The following is a 19,068-nucleotide window of genomic DNA, read 5'->3' as shown; positions in this document are numbered from 1 at the left end:
AGCGGGGCCTTTTCGCGGCTGTGAGGGCTGATGCGGCGACAGCCAGGCCGCCTGCTGTGAGTTCGGTTCGCTCTGATCAGCGCAGCAGAGTGCGCACTGCTTCGAGGCTTTCCAGGGCCGTAACCTCAATGCCGTCAAGGCGCATGAGCGTACGTCCGGGTCCCAGTGGCTCGGCGGCGGCGTGTTTGAAGGCCGCCTGCTTCATGAGCGTATCCACAGCAGACGGTGCGCTGTCCGGCCCATCGGCCAGCAGCTCCGCACCCTCAAAGTGCGTATCGAGTGACCGAGTGGCAGTGTGCATTCCAGCGCGCGCCTGCGATTCAGCAACGGCCTGCGCCTGATGCTGCACGGTTGCAGAAGATGCCGACCGCAGAATCGGCGCTTCTGCTTTCTGCCGCGGAGTCAGTCCCTTTGAACCGATGACAGCGCACGTGCCCACGCGCATTGCCCCGAGAACAGCCAGCAGCAGAGCTGTCGGCTTCAGCCCGTCTTCAACAATGAGCATCTGCGGGGCCGGTTCGGACACAGCGCGCATAATCCCGGCGAACTTCGCAGCGCGATCCAATGCGTCCTCATAGCTCAGTTCGCACTCGCCAGAGGCAAATGCCTCCCCACCGCGGCCCAAAGCAATCGGGTGGTCAAGCAGTTCGAAGACAGGGTTGAACGTCCCCTTGTCCCGTGGACCGTTGGTCGCAGGCTTGCGGAACCAATGCAGATCGGCGTTCACAGAGATCCCCTCAGTCGACAGAGGCCATGACTTCCACGACACGGTCGATGAACGCATCGACCTCGTCTTCATCGTAGGCTCGCTCACCGCGGCGGGTGCGGAACAGAACTCGGCGCACCTCGTCGACGCTCATCGCCCGGCCCTGTGTGAAGTAGGCGCTGATCTTGTCGCACAGTTGGTCGACCTCAGCGAGGTCATAGCCGATGGTGCGGTCGGCGGCAAGTTCGAACCGCTCACCGCGAGGACGCTCCAAACGGGCCTGCAGCGACCCGGCTGCAGAAGACAGTCTGTCCATCCACGCCTTTTCGCCCTCTTCGGCAATCAGCCGTTCGCGAGACGATTTGGCAAACGCGTCCTCCAAACGGTCGAGAGCCGCGTCGACAACACCGACGTGGTAGCCGCGGCGCACCAAATCGAAGCCCACGGTGCGCACTGCGCGAGCATCGAGATCACCCGGGCCGGGCTGTTCGCGCTCATAGGATTCGCGGGCTCGCTTGAAGAAGCTGTCAACCTGTCCGGGATCATAGCCGGACTTCCACCCCGACATCCTGGGGAAGCTCTTCTCCATGTGGTCTCCTCTTAGGTGATGCGTGCTGTGTTCGGCTTGTCTCAGTCCTCGCCGGACGCTGCCAGCTGACCGCAGGCACCGTCGATGTCCTGTCCGCGGGTGTCGCGAATGGTGGTGGGAATTCCGGCCGAAACCAGGCGGTCTACAAATTCCTGGGCAACCTGCGGTTCAGATGCGGTCCACACCGAGCCCGGAGTGGGGTTGAGGGGAATCGGGTTGACGTGCACCCAGCCCCTGCCTCGGGCATTGAGCTTCTTTGCCAAAAGGTCTGCCCGCCACGCGTGGTCGTTCATGTCTTTGATGAGGGCATATTCAATCGACACCCTGCGGCCCGTTGTGCGGTAGTAGTCATAGGCGGCGTCAATCGCCTCGTCGGCATTCCAGCGTGTGTTGACCGGAATCATCTCATTGCGCAGGCCGTCATCGGGTGCGTGCAGGCTCAGGGCGAATGTGACGGGAATGTCTTCGCTCATGAGTTTGCGGATGCCCGGCACCAGCCCCACCGTTGAAACCGTTATGCGCCGCGGCGACATTCCCAGGCCGTGCGGGGCGGCGTCGGTGAAGCGGCGGATGGCGTTCATGACGCGTTTGTAGTTGGCTAGGGGTTCGCCCATTCCCATGAACACGATGTTCGTCACCCGCTCTTGGCCAGCGGGTGTTTGGGTGGCAGAGGGTTTGGCGCCAGCGCTGGTGTGCGCACCGGGCTGAGCGCCTGCGTCGGATTCGCCGGATTCGTCGCCGACCGCGGCTGCCTGTTCGCCGAGCATGTTGATGTCCGGCTCCGCGGTCGGTGCGAGTTCCCCTGCGGCGATGGCCTGGTTGGCTCGGATGACCTGTTCGACGATTTCGGCTGTTGACATGTTGCGGGTGAGCCCCTGCTGGCCGGTGGCGCAGAACGGGCAGTTCATACCGCAGCCGCACTGGGACGACACACACAGGGTGATGCGATTGCGGTAGCGCATGAGAACGGATTCGACGAGTGCGCCGTCAAACAGACGCCACAGGAATTTGATGGTGTCGCCGTTCTTGGTCTTCAGCCGGTGGACCTCGCTCAGCAGCGGTGGGAAGAAGGCTTCGGCAAGAGCATCGCGCTTATCGGCCGGGATGTCTGTCATGAGCGCAGGATCGGTGATGTTGCGCTGGAAGTAGTGATTGGACAGCTGCTTGGCGCGGAAGGCAGGCAGACCGAGTTCGCGCACGGCGTCCTGTCGTTCCTCCATCGACATGTCGGCGAAGTGCCGCGGCGGCTGGGTCACGCGCGGTGCGCGAAAGTTCAGCAGCGGGCGGCCATCGCGGGTAGGCGTCTTGGATGTTGAGCCGTCTTCGTGTTCGACGACGGGGCGGACCTGTTTGCGACGCGTGTTGCTCATGACTCCCCTATTATTCCAAAGCTCCCGCGCCAGTGGCCCGAGGGGAGCGTGTGATCGTCGTCCTCATCAGCCTGTGGTGATGAACCCCGGCAGAATTGTGTAGAGCACGAGAACGACGGGGGCGCTGGGCAGGATCGAGTCCAATCGGTCCATGACACCACCGTGGCCCGGCAGCAGATTGCCCATGTCTTTGAGGTCCAGATCGCGTTTGATCATGGATTCCGAAAAGTCCCCGAGCGTTGCGAAGGCTGGGATCACCAGACCGAGAACAGCACCTTCCCACCAGGGCACGTGGAAGGCGAAAACGGCCATGCAGATTCCGACGGTCACGGCGAACACGGTCGAACCTGCATACCCCTCCCAGGATTTCTTCGGTGAGATCTTCGGGGCGATGGGGTGCTTGCCCCACAGCACGCCGAACACGTATCCCCCGGTGTCAGAGGACACGGCCAGGGCCAGGAACGTGATGAGCAGAAGATTGCCCTGCGGCTGGTGGAGGATGTAGACGATGAACGCCGCCATGAGCCCGACATAGGTCAGGGCGAACAGCGACAGGGACACTTCTTTGACCGGATTGGGCCGCCCGGTCATAAGCGAGACGAGCATGATGATGCCCGCTGAAAGGGTGAATGCGACCCATACGGCTTCGCGCCCGCCGAACCAGCTCGACAGCACGAGGCCGGCAGCTGCGGTCATGGTCAGCGGCCGGTAGACATCTGCCCCGGAGCGAGACAGCGCGGTGGACAGTTCCCACGTGGCGGCGAGAACCCCGATGATGGCGATGGCAAGGAACGCCGGAGGGTAGACGAGGAGGCTGACCAGCACGGTCCCGCCGATGCCCACGCCGACCCCGATTGCGGCAGGCAGGTTCCGTCCTGCTTTTCCGTAGTCTTTTTCCGCCGGAGGGGTGACTTCCTCAGGCGACGGCGTCTGCTGTGCTTCCGCGCTGTCGTCTGAGGAAGTCAAGGGTGATTGAGCAGTCAAGTCAGACTTCCATCAGGTCTTTTTCTTTGGCCGCAAGAAGCGTGTCGATTTCGTCGGTCTTGCGCTTCGTGAGCTCGTCGAGTTCGGCCAGGCCCGCCCGGACTTCGTCTTCGCCGAGGTCGCCGTCTTTCTGGAACTTCTCGAGGGTGTCCTTGGTGCGGCGGCGGACATTGCGGATGGCGACTTTGCCGTCTTCCGCGTAGCCGCGCACAATCTTGACGTACTCGCGGCGGCGTTCTTCGGTCAGCTCCGGCAGGACCACGCGGATGACGTTGCCGTCGTTGGCGGGGTTGGCGCCGATATCGGAGTTGCGCAGGGCGGTCTCGATGTTGCCCAGTGCCGACTGGTCGAACGGTGAAATCAGGAGGGTGCGGGCTTCGGGCACCTGGAAGGAGGCCAGCTGCTGCAGCGGGGTCGGCACTCCGTAGTACTCAACCTGAATATTGGCGAACAGCTGCGGGTTCGCGCGGCCGGTGCGCACGGAACCGAAGTTCTCCTGGGTGGCCTCTACGGCGCCGTCCATGCGGCCGCGTGCGTCCTTGAGCTCAGAATCGATCATTGTGTCTCCTATGAATAGTGCTGGCTCTCAGGCAGAGAGCACGGTGCCGATGTTCTCGCCCATGATGGCCGAGCGCAGATTTCCTTCGCCTTCCATACCGAAGACGCGCATAGCGACGTTGTTGTCCATGCACAGGCTGAAAGCTGTCGCGTCGACGACTTTGAGCCCGCGCTGCAGAGCGTCCTGGTAGGAGATGCTGTCGAGCTTCTGCGCCGTCGGATCTGATTTGGGATCGGCCGTGTAGACGCCGTCGACTCCGTTCTTGGCCACGAGAACTTCGTCCGCGTGGATTTCCAGCGCGCGCTGAGCGGCGACGGTGTCGGTTGAGAAGAACGGCAGGCCCGCACCGGCGCCGAAGATGACGACGCGATCTTTCTGCATGTGTCGCATGGCTCGGCGCGGAATGTAGCTTTCAGCGACCTGCGGCATGGGGATCGCCGTCTGCACGCGGGTGTCCACATCGAGCTGTTCCAGGAAGTCCTGCAGTGCGAGGCAGTTCATGACGGTGCCGAGCATGCCCATGTAGTCAGCGCGCGTGCGGTCCATGCCGCCGTTCTGCAGTTCGGCCCCGCGGAAGAAGTTGCCGCCGCCGACGACAATCGACATTTCGACTTCGCCGACAGTGGGCGCGATTTCACGAGCGACAGATGCGACGACATCGGGGTTCACGCCGACCGAGCCGCCGCCGAACACTTCGCCGGAGAGTTTGAGCAGGACCCTGCGCCGATGTGTGGCTTCGGGCTTCGGACTCTCACTCACGGTGTGCGGCATCTGCTTCCTTCCTTCGTTTGGATCGCTCCCAGTCTACCCATCCGCGCCTGCCGATTCTGCATTCCGCCTTGTGGCACGCAGACAGGCGCCCCGCAGCCGCTCTCAGCGTCCGAATCCACCGGGCCGAGTGCGGTGCCGACACCCGCGGGGAGCATAGTAGAGGGCGTGAATACATCCGTCGACTCACTCCCCTCACCGTCCGCGCTGTTGAAGCTGCTGCCGGGTCTTCTGCTGTGCGGCCTTGCCGCAGGTATTGCTTTCGCATTAGCCGCTGCAATTCCGCACACGGGTTCGGTTCTCATGGCCATTGTTCTGGGCGTGCTGGTGCGCAACCTGCTGCCTGCGCTGCCGGCGCGCTTTGACCCCGGGGTTGCCTTTGCGTCGAAACCGCTGCTGCGCGCGGCAATCATCGCCCTGGGCTTTCAGCTGTCGCTGAAGGACATCGCGGCCTTGGGCCCTCTCGTGATCGTGCTGGTCATAGTGCTTGTTGCGGGAGGCTTCTTCTTAAGCGTCGGCTTGGGCCGACTGCTGGGAGTGGGCCGTGACCTGTCAATGCTGATAGGCTGCGGTTTCTCGATCTGCGGTGCAGCAGCAGTCGCCGGCGCGCAGAGCACTCTGCGCTCTCGGAAAGAAGACACGGCGGCTGCCGTCGCGCTCGTGGTTCTGTTCGGAACCATCATGATCGGTGTGGTGCCCCCGCTTGTCGGTCTGTGGGACCTTGCCCCTCGCACAGCGGGCATTTGGACGGGGGCCGGTGTGCACGAAGTCGCGCAGGTCGCTGCGATCGGCGGCATTCTGGGTCCGGCAGCCCTTGAACCCGCGGTCATCGTCAAACTCGCCCGGGTGCTCATGCTCGCTCCGGTCGTGTTCTTCCTGGGCCGCTGGATGGTACGAGGCGGAGCTTCCGACAGCAGGGAATCTTCCGAACGTCCCCCTCTCGTTCCGCTGTGGGTCGCGCTGTTCATCGTCGCGGCTGTCACGACAACGTTCCTGCCTCTGCCCGGATGGTTCCTCACCGGCGCCGACTGGGTCCAGAAGATCTTTCTGACCGCGGCCATGTTTGGTTTGGGCCTCGGTGTTCATTTCCGGTCCCTTGTTCGCATGGGCCTGCGTCCTCTGATTCTGGCAGCCCTCGTGACCCTGGGGGTCGCCTCAGCCGCGCTGGGCGGCGCGCTTCTCGTGGCCTGAGAGGTACTGCGGGAAGAAGCAGCGGCAGGCAAGCGGCACCTCGTGAGTCTTCCCCGCTTATCCTGCCGACCACCGGACAGAAGAACCGCAGACGCAGAAATGCCCCTCGGCAGTCAGCCGAGGGGCATTTCTTCAGCAGTTCAGACGATCAGACGCCCACGCGGAAGCGCAGGAAGCCCTGAGCGTCGATACCGGCGTCCTTCAGAACAGCCGAGACCGGAGTCTTGGGCTCCTTGGCAAAGCCCTGGTCCAGCAGGCAGTTGTCCTTGAAGAATGCGTTCACGCGGCCTTCCACGATGTTCGGGATGGCCCGTTCCGGCTTGCCTTCGTTCTTGGCGGTCTCCAGGGCGACTTCGCGCTCCTTTTCGACAATCTCAGCCGGGACGTCTTCGCGCGAGAAGTACTTCGGCGACATGGCTGCGATGTGCACTGCGACATCGTGTGCAACCTGGTCGTCTCCGCCTTCGTAGGCGAAGAGAACGCCGACCTGCGGGGGCAGGTCCTTGTTGGTGCGGTGCATGTACTGCGCGATCGAAGGAGCTTCGATACGGCCCACGCGGCGCAGGTCGACCTTCTCGCCGAGCGATGCCCCGCCTTCGGTGATGATCTGCGAAACCGGCTTGCCGTCGATTTCGGTGTTCAGCAGGGTCTCAGCGTTGTCGGCGTTGTTCGACACGGCCAGGTCGAGAACCTCTTCAGCGAGCTTGCTGAAGGTGTCGGACTTGGCGACGAAGTCGGTTTCGGAGTTGAACTCGATCATGGTGCCGACGCCGTTTTCAACGCGGGCCAACACAACGCCGTCCGAGGTGGAACGGCCTTCGCGCTTGGCAGCGCCCTGCAGGCCCTTGACGCGGAGGATCTCAACGGCCTTGGCCTTGTCGCCTTCGGCTTCGTCGAGTGCCTTCTTGACGTCCATCATGCCTGCGCCGGTCTTTTCGCGCAGCTCCTTGATGTCAGCTGTGGTGTAGTTCGCCATGGAATCTCCTTTGGAAGATACGGGGTCGAAGGGACGTGGGGTCAGGCTTCGGGCTTGTCAGCGGCCTTGTCTTCGGACTTTTCAGCTTCAGCCTTGTCAGCTTCGGCCTTGTCTGCGGCGCCCTCGGACTTGCCTTCAAGGAGTTCGCGCTCCCATTCGGGCATCGGTTCGACGGCGGAAACGTTCTTTTCGCCCTCTTCGCTGCCGCCGTGGCGCTTGATGAGGCCTTCGGCGACTGCGTCTGCAACCACGCGGGTCAGCATCTTGACGGAGCGGATCGAGTCGTCGTTGCCCGGGATCGGGTAGTCGACAACGTCGGGGTCGCAGTTGGTGTCGAGGATGGCGATGACCGGAATGCCGAGCTTGCGAGCTTCGTCAACGGCCAGCTGTTCCTTCTTGGTGTCGACAACCCACACTGCTGACGGGGTGCGCTGCATGTCGCGGATGCCGCCGAGGGTGCGCTCGAGCTTGTCCTTTTCGCGGGACAGGATGAGCAGTTCCTTCTTGGTGCGGCCTTCGCCCGCGGCGTCCTCGAAGTCGATTTCTTCGAGTTCTTTCAGGCGGCGCAGACGACCGGCGATCGTCTGGAAGTTGGTGAGCATACCGCCGAGCCAGCGCTGGTTGACGTAGGGCTGGCCCACGCGCGCTGCCTGTTCTGCGATTGCTTCCTGGGCCTGCTTCTTCGTGCCGACGAAGAGGATCGAACCGCCGTGGGCGACGGTTTCCTTCACGAAGTCGTAGGCGGTGTCGATGTAGCCCAGCGACTTCTGCAGGTCGATGATGTAGATGCCGTTGCGCTCGGTGAAGATGAAGCGCTTCATCTTCGGGTTCCACCGGCGGGTCTGGTGACCAAAGTGAACGCCGGATTCGAGCAGCTGGCGAACGGTGACGACGGCCATGCCGTGGTCTCCTTTCTGTGCGCTTGCGCGCCTAGGGTTCCTGCGGTGAGCTTTGGGACTCGATCGCGGAACGGGTTTCGGTTGGTCCTGGCACCCGCGGACCTGCCGACGCGCTTTCCACTGGACTTGGAATCCATTGGGTGTGGACAGCGCGCACCTGCGGCAGATCGGTTCAATCGGATGCGCGAAGTCAGAAGCAGACACGCTTCTGCTGGTTCTATTCTACGGTGTCGCTCAACCTGGGCAAAACGGGCTGCTGAGTGCAGAGGCTCGCGAGGTGGAATTCAGAGGTGAATGTGACTCCCGTTCTCGTGTCTGGGGATTGCGGCGGGGTTTCCCACAGCTGTCTTCCGGGTCTCGCGGGTAGGGCATGATGCGCGCTGAACTGTCCGCATGAAAGTCATCACCTCTGCTCTATCTGCTGCTGTTTCTGTTGCCATAGCTTCTGTGTTTGCCGCACTGATCGTGGTGGGTGGGCCACATTCTGCCTACGCGCAGAACACCGACGGCGCCGAAGTCGACGCTGCGCACCGTTGGCTGACCCCCGTTCCGGGTCTGCAGATTGTGCGGGCTTTTGACAAGCCCGCACAGAACTGGAATGCGGGCCACCGTGGGATCGATGTTGCCGCAGCAGTCGGTGAGTCGATCCGCTCCCCCGCTGCCGGCACAGTCCGGTTTGTCGGGAAAGTCGCGGACAAACCGGTTATCAGTCTCGAGGTGGGCGGCTACGCAGTGTCGTTCGAACCCGTCGCGGGCACTGTGCGCAAGGGCGATCAGGTTGCTGCAGGGCAGGTGATCGGCACTGTTGCGGATACGTCACACTGCGCTGACGGCTGTGTGCACGTCGGGGTCTGGAAGGCGGACCGGGCTAAGGACTATGTGAATCCGGCTGGTTTCTTTGTTTCCGATGCCTCAATCTTGCTGCCCGAGGCGCAAGCACCTGACCGCCTGCCTGCCGCGGCGCCGGGAGGCTCGGTCGGGAAGTCAGGGGCCGGCGCGTGGGGCGGCTACAGCAACGGCCGCATTCCCACTGTGGCTCTGTGCCCGCTGCGGTCAGCGCCCGGCCACCGCCTGCGGTGTGATGCCGCAAAAGGATTCGATGCGCTCTCTGCGGCTTTTGCCCAGAGGTTCGGCCATCCGATTTCGGTGACAGATTCCTACCGCGACTACCAGACACAGGTGACGCTGAAAGCACGCAAGGGCAAGTGGGCGGCAACCCCGGGGCGTTCCAACCACGGGTGGGCATTGGCTGTGGACCTAGGCTCAGGCATCAACAGCTTCGGCACTGCGCAGCATAAGTGGATGAAGGCGAACGCATCCCGGTTCGGGTGGGTGCACCCGCCCTGGGCCCAGCCGTCGGGTTCGCTGCCTGAACCGTGGCACTGGGAGTTCCGCGCGGGCTGAGCTCCACCCGGTTCGGGTTTCATGCGCGCGGGTGGGCCTGCCGGTAGGTGTCTTTGAGCCGCTGCAGGGAAACGTGGGTATAGATCTGGGTGGAGCTCAGGCTGGCGTGCCCCAGCATTTCCTGCACCTGTCGGATATCGGCGCCGTTTTCCACCATGTGCGTGGCCGCAGAGTGCCGCAGTCCGTGTGGTGACAGCCGCGGGGAATCGCTGTAGCCGGCAGTTGCCCTGCTCACGACTTCGCGAACTTGGCGCGGGTCAATGCGCTTTCCGCGCACACCGACGAACAGGGCTTCAGGCTCTGCAGCCAGAGCTTCCCGCCCCTCGTCCAGCCACGCATTCAGCGCTGCTTCTGATGGACCGCCGAAGGGCACCCGGCGTTCTTTGCGGCCCTTGCCGAGCACCGTGATGAGCTTGTTTGCGAAGTCAACGGAGTCCAGGTTGAGGCTCGTCAGCTCAGATACGCGCATGCCCGTGGCATAGAGCAGTTCGACCATGGCACGGTCACGCAGCTGAACCGGGTTCAGATCCGATGCCTGCTCCGAGTCTTCACCAGCTGTCTGCCCAGTGTTGGCAAGTACGGTTTCCGCGGCGCGCTGTTTGAGCACCGCCGGCAGGCGGCCGGGCTTCTTCGGCGCCTGCAGGCGCTCGGCCGGTGATGCTTCGATGCGGCCGCTGCGGCGCAGGAATGTGAAGAACGACCTGACTCCCGCTATGCGGCGTGCCGCTGTGCTGGCAGAAGCTCCGTGTTCGTGGATCTCCATGAGCCACTGGCGCAGGTTTGCCAGTTCGACGTCACGCAGGGCGATCGGCTGACCGCCGGCTGCGCGCACAAGGAATTCGAGAACGGAACGCGCATCTGCACAGTAAGCACGCCGCGTGTGCTCGGACACTGTCTGGTGGACCGTGAGTTCGGATTCGTAGTCCTCCAGCGCCGAGGCGTACTCGGTCGGCAGTGCCTCGTGGGGAAGGTTCGAGGTCATAGGCCCAGGATAGCGGCTTGGGTCAGCGACCCTTCTGCCACGCGTCACCGCTGCGGTGTGCCAGTCCGGCAAGTTCGAGTGCGGCGAGCGCAGCCCGTGTGCTCTGCGGGTCCAGCCCTGCGCGTACCGCGAGGGTTGAGCAGTCGACTCCGCGCTGTACGGGAAGCGCGGAGAACACTTTGAGCTCAGCATCGCTCAGCCCGTCAGCCGGTTCGCGCTGCGCTCGGGCACTTTCGCGACTGAACAGTTCTGCAACATCTGCGGTGCCGAGCAGTTCGCGCACGTGGTCTGGTTCGGTCACGAGCACAGCGCCTCCTTCCCGAATGAGCCTTTGGCATCCGGCGGACTCAGCGTCGGAGGCCCGTCCGGGAAAAGCACCCAGGGGTCGACTGAGTTCAGCCGCATGGTGCGCGGTGTTGATCGCACCGGAACGCCACCCCGCTTCAACAACCACAACCGCAGTTGACAGGGCTGCTATCAGCCTGTTGCGGGCAAGGAACCTGTGCCGCATCGGCGTTGCACCCGGCGGGCACTCTGAGACCACCAGGTGATTTCGACACAGTTCTTCCAGCAGATCCGCATTGCCGCGCGGATACATGCGGTCCACTCCCCCGGCCATAAGCGCAATCGTTGAGGCCTGTCCGGCCGATGCGGCAAGGGCTCCGGCGTGGGCTGCCGCGTCGATGCCGAACGCACCGCCGGAAATGACGGTCGCCCGGTCACGGGCCAGTTCGAACGCCGTGTTCTTGGCAAGCGCTGTCCCGTAGCCGGTCGCCGCGCGCGCACCGACGAGGGCACACGAAACAGAAGTCAGGTCGTTCAGGTTTCCCGGCCCCCGCGCCCACAGGGCCGTGGGAGCGTCCAGGCCGAGATCGTCCAGCTGTTGTGGCCATTCGGCACAGCCCGGTGCAATGAGGCGAGCGCCCAGCCGTTCCATAATCCGCAGGTCGCGGTCAGCATCACAGTCCTGTCCGGTGATTCTGGTTTTCCACCGCTCGGCGGCTTTCGTCACCGCTTCTGTGCTCACGGTGATGCCGAAGTCGGCCGCGCAGCTTGCTATGAAGCTTCGTGCCCTGCTGTTATCGGGACCGTCGTCGCGGGCGGTGCTGCTGAGGGCGCGCCACGTTTCGGTCAGTCCTTCCGCGCGTATGCACACCGCGAGCATCCGGTCAGTCGGTTCAGCGGTGCGCATGAGATTGGCCGCGGCTCTCAGTTCGGCTGGGTCGGTCATAGCTGCTCCTGGGTTCTCAGCGCGGCTGCCGCCATGAGCTCATCACGGCCCGGCCGATCAATGCTGCGCAAGTCGGCAATTGTCGCGGCGATGCGCAGCACCCGGTCATAGCCGCGCATGGAGAGCGTTCCGCGTTCCAAAGCGGTGTCCAGGTGTGCTGTTTCCTGCGGGGTGAAGCGGAAGATCTCACGGAGCCGACTGCCGGGAGCGCGCGCATTGAGTGCAAAGCCGTCATCGCGATACCGCTGCGCCTGCACCCGCCGTGCTTCAGCTACCCGCCGCGCGACTTCTGCCGAGCCTTCTCGCTTTTCTTTTCTGTGCAGGTCCGCCGGACTGATCGGCTGGACCGTCAGCTGAATATCCACACGGTCCATCAGCGGCCCGGACAGCTTGGCCCGGTAGCGCCTTTTCTCAGTGGGACTGCACATGCACTGCCTGCCCGTCGAGCCTCCGCACGGACACGGATTGGCTGCCAGAACTAGCTGAAACTGTGCCGGAAGATCAACCGAACCCCACGCCCTGTGAATACTGCACACCCCGCTTTCCAAAGGCTGTCGCATGGCTTCAAGGACATCGCGGCTGAACTCGGGCGCTTCGTCGAGGAACAGCACTCCCCTGTGGGCTTTTGACAGCACCCCGATCATCCCAGGCTTGGAACCGCCCACCATTGCCGCGGCCGTTGTCCGATGGTGTGGAGCTTCAAAAGGCGGAACGGCGTTGAGCCCGCGATCGGGATCGAATGTTCCGTCCAGGGACTGCAGGGAGCAGGCTTCCACCGCCTCGTCAGGGGCAAGCGGCGGCAGCAGGCCCGGCAGACAGCCGGCGAGCATTGTCTTTCCCGCCCCCGGCGGCCCGCTCATCAACAGGTGGTGCCCGCCGGCTGCGGCGACTTCGAGAGCCCACCGGGCATCGTCTTGACCCTGCACGTCCGCAAGGTCCCCCGGCCGCTGCGGCTCGGCAGAGCGCCGACCGCTCAGCTGCACTGGCACGAGGTCTACGGGGCGGACGTGCCCGCCGAGGACTCTCACAGCGTCGGCCAGGCTTATGCACCCGCGCACATCGACATCGCCTGCCAATCGGGCTTCGCTTTCATTGGCCTTGGGCACGATCACTCTGCGCAGGCCTTCCCGCTGAAGCGCTGACACCATCGGCAGCACTCCGTTGACTGGGTGAATCCGACCGTCTAAGCCCAGCTCCCCAATGCACACGCACGATTGGGCGCTGTCGCGGCTGACCGCGCCTTCGGCGGCAAGAAGCGCTATTGCAATGCCCAGGTCAAACGCGGTGCCCGCTTTCTTCACGCTGCCCGGCGAGAGGTTCACCGTGATGCGCTGCGCCGACAAGCTCAGTCCCACATTCGACACTGCGGCGCGGACTCGTTTGCGCGCTTCCGACACCGAAGCGTCGGGAAGACCCACGATGTCGATGCCGGGCAGACCGTTGTTGATGCTCGCCTCCACCGCTACGACCGTCCCGGACAGTCCCCACAGGGCAACCGCGCTCGTAGCCCCAATAGCCCTCGCTTTCGGCTTGATGACGGTGTATGCGGGGGCTTCACTGCCGTCCCCGGGCCCGTCAGGCCGCGTGAAGGGAGCTTCGGCTGCCGGCGCCAGTGCTTCACCAGTCATGGAACACCTGCTCAATGTGGGTGAGCGTGGGCGCTTGGCCCCCGAAGCAGATTCCGATGACGTCAATCCGGTAGCTGGGTATGTAGCCCTTCTGCTGTGTCACCCAGCGTGTGGCCAGGCCCTGCAGGGTGCGCAGCTTATGGAAGTCGACGGCTTCCAGCGGATCACCGGAAAATGCAGTGGAACGGGTTTTGACTTCAACGAAGACGACGTCTTCGTCGTCATAGGCGATGATGTCGATTTCACCGTCGCGACACCGCCAATTGCGGTCGAGGATGATCCAATCGCATTCGCGCTCAAGGTAGATTGCGGCGATTTCTTCGCCCCGCGCGCCCAGCGTGGTGTTGTGTGGTTTTCTCTGCGGCTCATTCATGCCGCCAACAGTGCCCGGCGGACCGCTTCAAGAGGCACCCCATGGAAACTGCTGGGGATAACCGGGCCGCAGTCCACAGGTTCCTTAGCCGCAGTCAGCACCAGCCCAATTGCCCCGCCGACCACCACCTCGACCGCGGCAGCGGAAACAACCTCAGCCGTCGAGGTCCTCGGGCCCGGGGAAATCGCTCTTGGCGAGCTCTTCTATGTTGACGTCCTTGTAGGTCAGAATCCGCACATTGGTCACGAAGCGGGCAGTGCGCCACGTGTCCCACACCCAGGCGTCAGCCAGCGTGACCTCGAAGAACACATCCCTGCCGTCGGAATGCTGCTGCACGTCAACGGAGTTGGCCAGATAGAACCGCCGTTCGGTTTCCACAGCGTAGGAGAAGAGGCTGATGACGTCGCGGTACTCACGGTACAGCTGCAGTTCAAGATCAGCTTCAAAAGCTTCTAAGTCCTCGACGCTCATAGCCCCTACCCTAGTGTTCGGCCCTCAGAGGGCAAATGACCTGCGATGCCAGGGCGTGGGCCCCAGTTCGGCAACGGCCCGCTTGTGCGCGGGGCTCGGATAGCCTTTGTTTCCAGCCCAGCCGTAGCCGGGGAACTGCGCGTCGAGTTGAACCATCAGTGCGTCACGGTCGACTTTGGCGATGACGGACGCCGCCGCGATCGTCACAATCCGCCCGTCTCCCTTGATGAATGTGCGCACTTTCGGCACAACAGCATCAGCATCGGCAAACAGGTGGGCGTCCACAAGAGACGGTTCATAAGACAGCCAGTTGTGTTTGCCGTCCAGCAGCACAAGATCAGCTTCGGGAAGCTGTGCCAGCGCCCGCCTGCCCGCAAGTGCCAATGCTGCCGTCAGCCCGATTTCGTCAATCTCCCCAGCCGAGGCGAAGCTCACCTGCGCGTGCTCCTGCCAGTCGCGGACCGACTGGGCGACACCGGGTCGGCGTGCCGGGCTGATCTGCTTGGAGTCGTGGAGCCCTGCCGGAATGTGCTCAGCCCCGCCCAGCAGCTCATGCAGACAGAACCAGACGGCGCCCACGCCGACGGGGCCCGCGGTACAGCCGCGCCCCACCTCGTCCATTCCGATGACCCGCCGAATGCCCTCGTCGTACAGCTGCTTTTCGAGGCTGAGGTCGGTCAGTCCGTTCACGGGTTGGGCACGTCGGCGAAGACGTCGGTGGCAGCTTTGACCCGAGAGAAGCGGTCCAAGGGCCAGTTGATGACGAACACCGTGCCGACCACGTTGTCCTTCGGCACGAAAGGACCGCCGGGAGATTCGGTGTTGTAGCGCGAATCGAGTGAGTTTGAGCGGTTGTCGCCCATCACCCAGTAGCTTCCCTCGGGGACTTCCACGTTGAACTTGATGGCCGACGGGTCGGTTCCGCTCTTAACGTAGCTTTCGTCGATTGGCTGGCCGTTGACTTTGATTCGGCCCTGTTCATCGCAGCATTCGACTGTGTCCCCGCCGACGCCGATGACGCGCTTGATGAGCTGCTGGCCTGCGTTGGCGGGCACGAGGCCCAAGAATTCGAGAATCGGGTTCGGCTGATAGGTGCCGGCGGCAGCCGGCGGCAGCCATCCGCCCGGGTCGTCGAAGACGATGATCTGTCCGCGTTCAGGTTCGTTCCACGGCAGCTGGTTGACCATGATGCGGTCGTCAATCTGCAGCGTGTTCTCCATCGACGACGACGGGATGTAGAAAGACCGGACGACGAACGTCTTGATCGCGAAGGATACGACGAGTGCGATTACCGCGATGATGGCGATTTCACGCAGACCCCGCAGGGCCCTGCCGCCGTTCTTCTTCCGTTCAGTCACCGAGCCATCCTACCGCGAACCGCGCAGGTCGGACTCTCGGACAGTTCCTATAATCCGCTTCAGCGGCACCATTCCCCCGCCGGGCCTGCCCAGCAGGTTCCGCGAATCGGTCGAATTGTGCCTGTTGTCACCCATGAGCCACACCCGCCCCTCGGGCACCCGCACGTGGAATTCGATGTCCGAGGCGGAGCCGGACTGGTCTTTCAGGTACGGCTCTTTCAGCACCTCGCCGTTGACCGTGAGGTGTTTGCCCTCACAGCAGACGACCTCATCTCCGCCGGTGCCGATGACGCGCTTGACGTAGAAGACGTCTTTCGGTCCGATGCCGAACCACGATGCGATGTTCTGCACCCCGCCGGGGCCCGTGCCCGGCAGCATGCTGCCGCGACCGTCGAAGACGACAACATCGCCGCGCTCGATGTCGGCTGACAGTGCGGGCATGCGCCACACCGTTATCTTCTGGCCCGGCTGAAGTGCAGGCTCCATGGATTCGGACGGTATGGTGAACCGCTGGACGACGAAGCCGCGCAGAATGCCGGCCAGCAGAAGTGCGGCAATGGCCAGCCAGGCGATCACGGGCAGGATTCTGCGTGTGCGTGATGTGTGCATGTTCTGGATATGACAAAGGGCGCGAACCCGGCGGTTCGCGCCCTCAGTGCGTCATACTCAGCGCTTCTCGCGAATGCGAGCGGCCTTGCCGTGACGGTCGCGCAGGTAGTACAGCTTGGCACGGCGAACGTCACCGCGGGTCAGCACGTCGATCTTGTCGATCGTGGGTGCGTGGACCGGGAAGGTGCGCTCGACGCCGATGCCGAAGCTGATCTTGCGGACGGTGAAGGTTTCGCCGACGCCCTGGCCGTGGCGGCGCAGAACAACACCGCGGAACACCTGGACACGCGAACGCGAGCCTTCGATGACGCGCACGTGCACATCAACGGTGTCACCGGCTTTGAACTTGGGAATGTCGGTCTTCAGCGAAGCCTTGTCGAGAAAATCAAGTTTCTGCATGGGTTTCTCCTGCATGCGCGCCCCGGATCGTACATGCGCGTGTCATTATCCGCGGCAAGCGGATGGGCGGATGGTCTGCCGGATGGCCCTGCGGCTTTCCCTTGTGGACTTGCGAGCCCTCCGAGGCAGGCTGCAGTCAGCAAACACAGAGGCTCAGTTTAGTGCACGGGCGCGGGACTGACCAACTCGGGGCCTCGAGGATCTCGCGAAGCCGATCGGCTCCTGCCGCGCCAGCCGTTCCTGTCAGTGCTGGCGCAGCTGCGCTTCCAAGTAGGCCCGGTCTTTTTGGCTGAGGTTGTCCCACAGCTTTTCGAGCATGTCCGGCCGCACTTGACTCGTTCTGAGCAGCCGCTGTTCATAGCGCCAGCGGGCAATTGCCGCGTGGTTTCCCGACAGCAGCACCTCGGGGATCGCTCGACCCCGCCATTCGGCGGGTTTGGTGTAGGCGGGATATTCGAGCAGCCCGTCTTCGTGGCTTTCCTCATCGAGTGATTCCGGATTGCCGATGATTCCGGGAATCAGCCGGGCAATGGCTTCGATCATGACGAGAGCGGCGACTTCGCCGCCGTTGAGCACATAGTCGCCGATGCTGACCAGTCGGACGTCGAATCGGCCGTCGTCGCCTGCCCACTCGATCACCCTCTGGTCGATTCCCTCGTATCGACCGCACGCAAAGACAAGGTGCTCACGCTGAGCCAGTTCGCGGGCAGTCTTCTGCGTAAACGGAGCGCCTGCGGGGCTGGGCACGATCAGCAAGGGCCGCTCGGCCGTTGTCGAGGTTCCTTCGAGTGTGCTTTCAAGGGCCAGGGCCCAGGGTTCGGCTTTCATCACCATCCCGGCTCCCCCACCGTAGGGGGTGTCGTCGACCGTATGGTGGCGGTCGGCTGTGTAGTCACGCGGGTTGCTCACCCTCAGATCAAGGTGGCCGTCCCTGCGGGCCTTGCCGATGAGCGAAAGGTCAAGGGGACTCAGGTAGTCCGGAAAGATGGTGAGGACGTCAAGCCTCACGATTCGCCGTCCTGCGGCAGCAGACCTGCCGGCGGGGTGATGGTGATCGTGCCGGCGTCGATGTCGACGTGCGGGACGATTTCCTCAACGAACGGCACCAGAGCCTCGGCACCGGCGCTCAGCGTGATTTCGAGGAGGTCTTGGGCGGGGTTGTTGATGACGTCGGCGACCGTGCCGATCACCGCACCGTCTTCAACAACGTCAAGGCCGATGAGGTCGGCGACATACCAGGCACTGTCGTCATCGTCGTCCTCAGCTTCAACGCTGATGAGTGTGTTGCGGACTTCCTCTGCCCGCGTGCGATCGCTGATTTCCGCAAAGGTCAGCAGCAGGCGATCACGGTGCCACCTGGCACGGGTGAGGGTGAGGGTGCCGATGTCCGGCTCGGTGGCGAATTCACTGCCGACGAGAAAGCGCTCGTCGGGATCATCGGTGCGGACCTCGACGGTGAACTCACCGCGGATGCCGTGCGGTTTGCCCAGGCGGGCGACAACTTGACTCACAGGGGCCTTTCACAGCTTGACGAACCCCTCCAGTGTAACGGCGGGCGGCAGTTGCCGGGCACGCCTGGCACCGGCGCAGCCAAGCCCCACCCCACAGAGGATCCGCCCTGCTGAACCAAACCTCCGCCTCGGCCCTGTTTCGCACCCGCACACCCTCCAGCAACAAAAACACCCGAAAAGAGCGGTGGCTGACGGGAGTTTTTGTTGCTGGAGGGTGGGTTCCTTGCGGCTGAAGCGCAGATCCCGGTTAACGGGAGTCTTCGTGTGCAGATCAACCGCCTGCGTGCCTGCTCATTGGCGCCCAAATGCAACAGCGCCCCGGGGAGGTTTCCCTCCGCGGGGCGCTGTTAGAAGACTGCGAGTGTGATCAGGCTTCAACGAGGTCGACGCGCACACGGTCGCCCGAAATGGCGTTGACGACCTTGCGCAGCGATTTGGCGGTGCGCCCGGCACGTCCGATGACACGACCGAGGTCGTCAGGGTGGACGCGCACTTCGAGGGTCGTACCGCGACCGCCGCTGCGCTCCCTCACGGAAACGTCGTCTGGGTTGTCGACGATTCCCTGCACGAGGTGTTCAAGCGCCTGCGCAAGCATGATCAGGCCTCTTCTGCTTCTTCGGCAGCGGGTGCTTCTTCAGCAGCGGCTTCGGCGTTTTCCTCAGCCGGAGCTTCCTCAGCCTTGTCTTCCTTCGGCTTGATGACCGACTTGGCTTCGGGAGCTTCGAATTCCTGCTTTTCAGCCTGACCTTCGACCCGGTTGGCGGTGTCGCCTTCGCCGGTGAACTTAGCCCAGTCACCCGTGAGCTTGAGCAGAGCCTTGACCTGGTCGGTGGGCTGAGCACCGACGGAGAGCCAGTACTGTGCGCGCTCCGAGTCGATCTTGATGACCGAGGGGTTGTAGGTGGGCTGGTACAGACCGATTTCTTCGATCGGACGGCCGTTCTGGCGGGTCTTCGAGTCAGCCACGACAACGCGGTAGTGCGGTGCGTGGACCTTGCCGATGCGGTTCAGACGAATTTTGACTGCCACTTCTGTGGTGTCTCCTTTTGCAATCAGGGTG

The 19,068-nt window shown here is 63.3% G+C and carries 23 protein-coding genes; 2 read left to right on the top strand and 21 right to left on the bottom strand.

Annotation, left to right across the window (positions count from 1 at the left end; genetic code table 11):
• Positions 1–76: 76 nt before the first annotated feature.
• The 6 genes from GC119_RS08460 to pyrH all read right to left on the bottom strand — a co-directional run bounded on the left by GC119_RS08460 (position 77) and on the right by pyrH (position 4,979).
• Positions 77–727, bottom strand: coding sequence for a hypothetical protein (locus GC119_RS08460; protein WP_151952901.1), 651 nt, complete (start codon positions 725–727; stop codon positions 77–79).
• 10 nt (positions 728–737) lie between these two features.
• Positions 738–1,295 carry a DivIVA domain-containing protein gene (locus GC119_RS08455; RefSeq protein ID WP_151952900.1) on the bottom strand — a complete coding sequence of 186 codons (558 nt, stop codon included), beginning with the start codon at positions 1,293–1,295 and terminating at the stop codon, positions 738–740.
• A gap of 41 nt (positions 1,296–1,336) precedes the next feature.
• Entirely contained in the window at positions 1,337–2,665 is a 1,329-nt protein-coding gene (gene rlmN, locus GC119_RS08450; protein ID WP_070777137.1) for a 23S rRNA (adenine(2503)-C(2))-methyltransferase RlmN, read from the bottom strand.
• A gap of 66 nt (positions 2,666–2,731) precedes the next feature.
• Complete coding sequence (locus GC119_RS08445) at positions 2,732–3,631, bottom strand: phosphatidate cytidylyltransferase (protein ID WP_226829376.1); 900 nt, start codon at positions 3,629–3,631, stop codon at positions 2,732–2,734.
• A gap of 19 nt (positions 3,632–3,650) precedes the next feature.
• Positions 3,651–4,208 (bottom strand): ribosome recycling factor, encoded by a 558-nt coding sequence (gene frr / locus GC119_RS08440; protein ID WP_070574263.1) that lies wholly within the window; start codon positions 4,206–4,208, stop codon positions 3,651–3,653.
• 27 nt (positions 4,209–4,235) lie between these two features.
• Positions 4,236–4,979, bottom strand: coding sequence for a UMP kinase (gene pyrH, locus GC119_RS08435; protein WP_070574261.1), 744 nt, complete (start codon positions 4,977–4,979; stop codon positions 4,236–4,238).
• Between the two features lie 165 nt (positions 4,980–5,144).
• Here pyrH and GC119_RS08430 point away from each other — a divergent pair, with 165 nt between their 5' ends.
• Positions 5,145–6,167, top strand: a complete 1,023-nt coding sequence (locus tag GC119_RS08430) for a YeiH family protein (protein WP_070777135.1) — start codon at positions 5,145–5,147, stop codon at positions 6,165–6,167.
• Positions 6,168–6,315: 148 nt separating this feature from the next.
• Here the strand turns inward: GC119_RS08430 and tsf are convergent, their stop codons facing one another.
• On the bottom strand, positions 6,316–7,143 hold the full coding sequence (tsf, locus tag GC119_RS08425; protein WP_070574257.1) for a translation elongation factor Ts: 828 nt from the start codon (positions 7,141–7,143) through the stop codon (positions 6,316–6,318).
• Positions 7,144–7,184: 41 nt separating this feature from the next.
• Entirely contained in the window at positions 7,185–8,042 is an 858-nt protein-coding gene (gene rpsB, locus GC119_RS08420; protein WP_151952898.1) for a 30S ribosomal protein S2, read from the bottom strand.
• Positions 8,043–8,435: 393 nt separating this feature from the next.
• Here rpsB and GC119_RS08415 point away from each other — a divergent pair, with 393 nt between their 5' ends.
• A complete protein-coding gene (locus GC119_RS08415; RefSeq protein WP_151952897.1) occupies positions 8,436–9,446 on the top strand; it encodes a peptidoglycan DD-metalloendopeptidase family protein in 1,011 nt (336 codons plus the stop codon).
• A gap of 19 nt (positions 9,447–9,465) precedes the next feature.
• Here GC119_RS08415 and GC119_RS08410 read toward each other — a convergent pair whose 3' ends face one another.
• From GC119_RS08410 to rpsP, 13 genes are all read right to left on the bottom strand, one after another.
• Complete coding sequence (locus GC119_RS08410) at positions 9,466–10,428, bottom strand: tyrosine recombinase XerC (protein WP_151952896.1); 963 nt, start codon at positions 10,426–10,428, stop codon at positions 9,466–9,468.
• A gap of 22 nt (positions 10,429–10,450) precedes the next feature.
• The gene (gene dprA / locus GC119_RS08405) at positions 10,451–11,659 is read right to left on the bottom strand and encodes a DNA-processing protein DprA (protein WP_151952895.1); all 1,209 of its coding nucleotides are present in this window, start codon (positions 11,657–11,659) and stop codon (positions 10,451–10,453) included.
• Positions 11,656–13,287, bottom strand: a complete 1,632-nt coding sequence (locus tag GC119_RS08400; RefSeq protein ID WP_226829374.1) for a YifB family Mg chelatase-like AAA ATPase — start codon at positions 13,285–13,287, stop codon at positions 11,656–11,658. The genes dprA and GC119_RS08400 overlap by 4 nt, the downstream gene beginning before the upstream one ends.
• Complete coding sequence (locus tag GC119_RS08395; protein WP_070574129.1) at positions 13,277–13,660, bottom strand: YraN family protein; 384 nt, start codon at positions 13,658–13,660, stop codon at positions 13,277–13,279. Before GC119_RS08395 ends, GC119_RS08400 begins: the two co-directional genes overlap by 11 nt.
• 153 nt (positions 13,661–13,813) lie before the next feature.
• A complete protein-coding gene (locus GC119_RS08390; protein WP_070574127.1) occupies positions 13,814–14,131 on the bottom strand; it encodes a DUF2469 domain-containing protein in 318 nt (105 codons plus the stop codon).
• Positions 14,132–14,155: 24 nt separating this feature from the next.
• Complete coding sequence (locus tag GC119_RS08385) at positions 14,156–14,821, bottom strand: ribonuclease HII (RefSeq protein WP_151952894.1); 666 nt, start codon at positions 14,819–14,821, stop codon at positions 14,156–14,158.
• Complete coding sequence (gene lepB, locus GC119_RS08380; protein ID WP_070574123.1) at positions 14,818–15,489, bottom strand: signal peptidase I; 672 nt, start codon at positions 15,487–15,489, stop codon at positions 14,818–14,820. Before lepB (GC119_RS08380) ends, GC119_RS08385 begins: the two co-directional genes overlap by 4 nt.
• A gap of 9 nt (positions 15,490–15,498) precedes the next feature.
• On the bottom strand, positions 15,499–16,098 hold the full coding sequence (lepB, locus tag GC119_RS08375; protein WP_151952893.1) for a signal peptidase I: 600 nt from the start codon (positions 16,096–16,098) through the stop codon (positions 15,499–15,501).
• 57 nt (positions 16,099–16,155) lie between these two features.
• On the bottom strand, positions 16,156–16,497 hold the full coding sequence (gene rplS / locus GC119_RS08370; protein WP_070574120.1) for a 50S ribosomal protein L19: 342 nt from the start codon (positions 16,495–16,497) through the stop codon (positions 16,156–16,158).
• A 243-nt stretch (positions 16,498–16,740) separates the two neighbouring features.
• On the bottom strand, positions 16,741–17,505 hold the full coding sequence (trmD, locus tag GC119_RS08365; protein WP_070574118.1) for a tRNA (guanosine(37)-N1)-methyltransferase TrmD: 765 nt from the start codon (positions 17,503–17,505) through the stop codon (positions 16,741–16,743).
• Positions 17,502–18,008, bottom strand: a complete 507-nt coding sequence (rimM, locus tag GC119_RS08360) for a ribosome maturation factor RimM (protein WP_151952892.1) — start codon at positions 18,006–18,008, stop codon at positions 17,502–17,504. The genes trmD and rimM overlap by 4 nt, the downstream gene beginning before the upstream one ends.
• Positions 18,009–18,375: 367 nt before the next feature.
• Positions 18,376–18,603: an RNA-binding protein gene (locus GC119_RS08355; RefSeq protein WP_070574113.1), complete on the bottom strand. Its 228-nt coding sequence runs from the start codon at positions 18,601–18,603 to the stop codon at positions 18,376–18,378.
• A gap of 2 nt (positions 18,604–18,605) precedes the next feature.
• Positions 18,606–19,037, bottom strand: coding sequence for a 30S ribosomal protein S16 (gene rpsP / locus GC119_RS08350; protein WP_151952891.1), 432 nt, complete (start codon positions 19,035–19,037; stop codon positions 18,606–18,608).
• Positions 19,038–19,068: the final 31 nt, after the last annotated feature.

This window comes from Brevibacterium sp. Marseille-P9724 (assembly GCF_902500275.1).
GTDB lineage: Bacteria > Actinomycetota > Actinomycetes > Actinomycetales > Brevibacteriaceae > Brevibacterium.
Note: the sequence above shows the minus strand (reverse complement) of the source record. Positions and strands in the feature narration are given on the sequence as shown.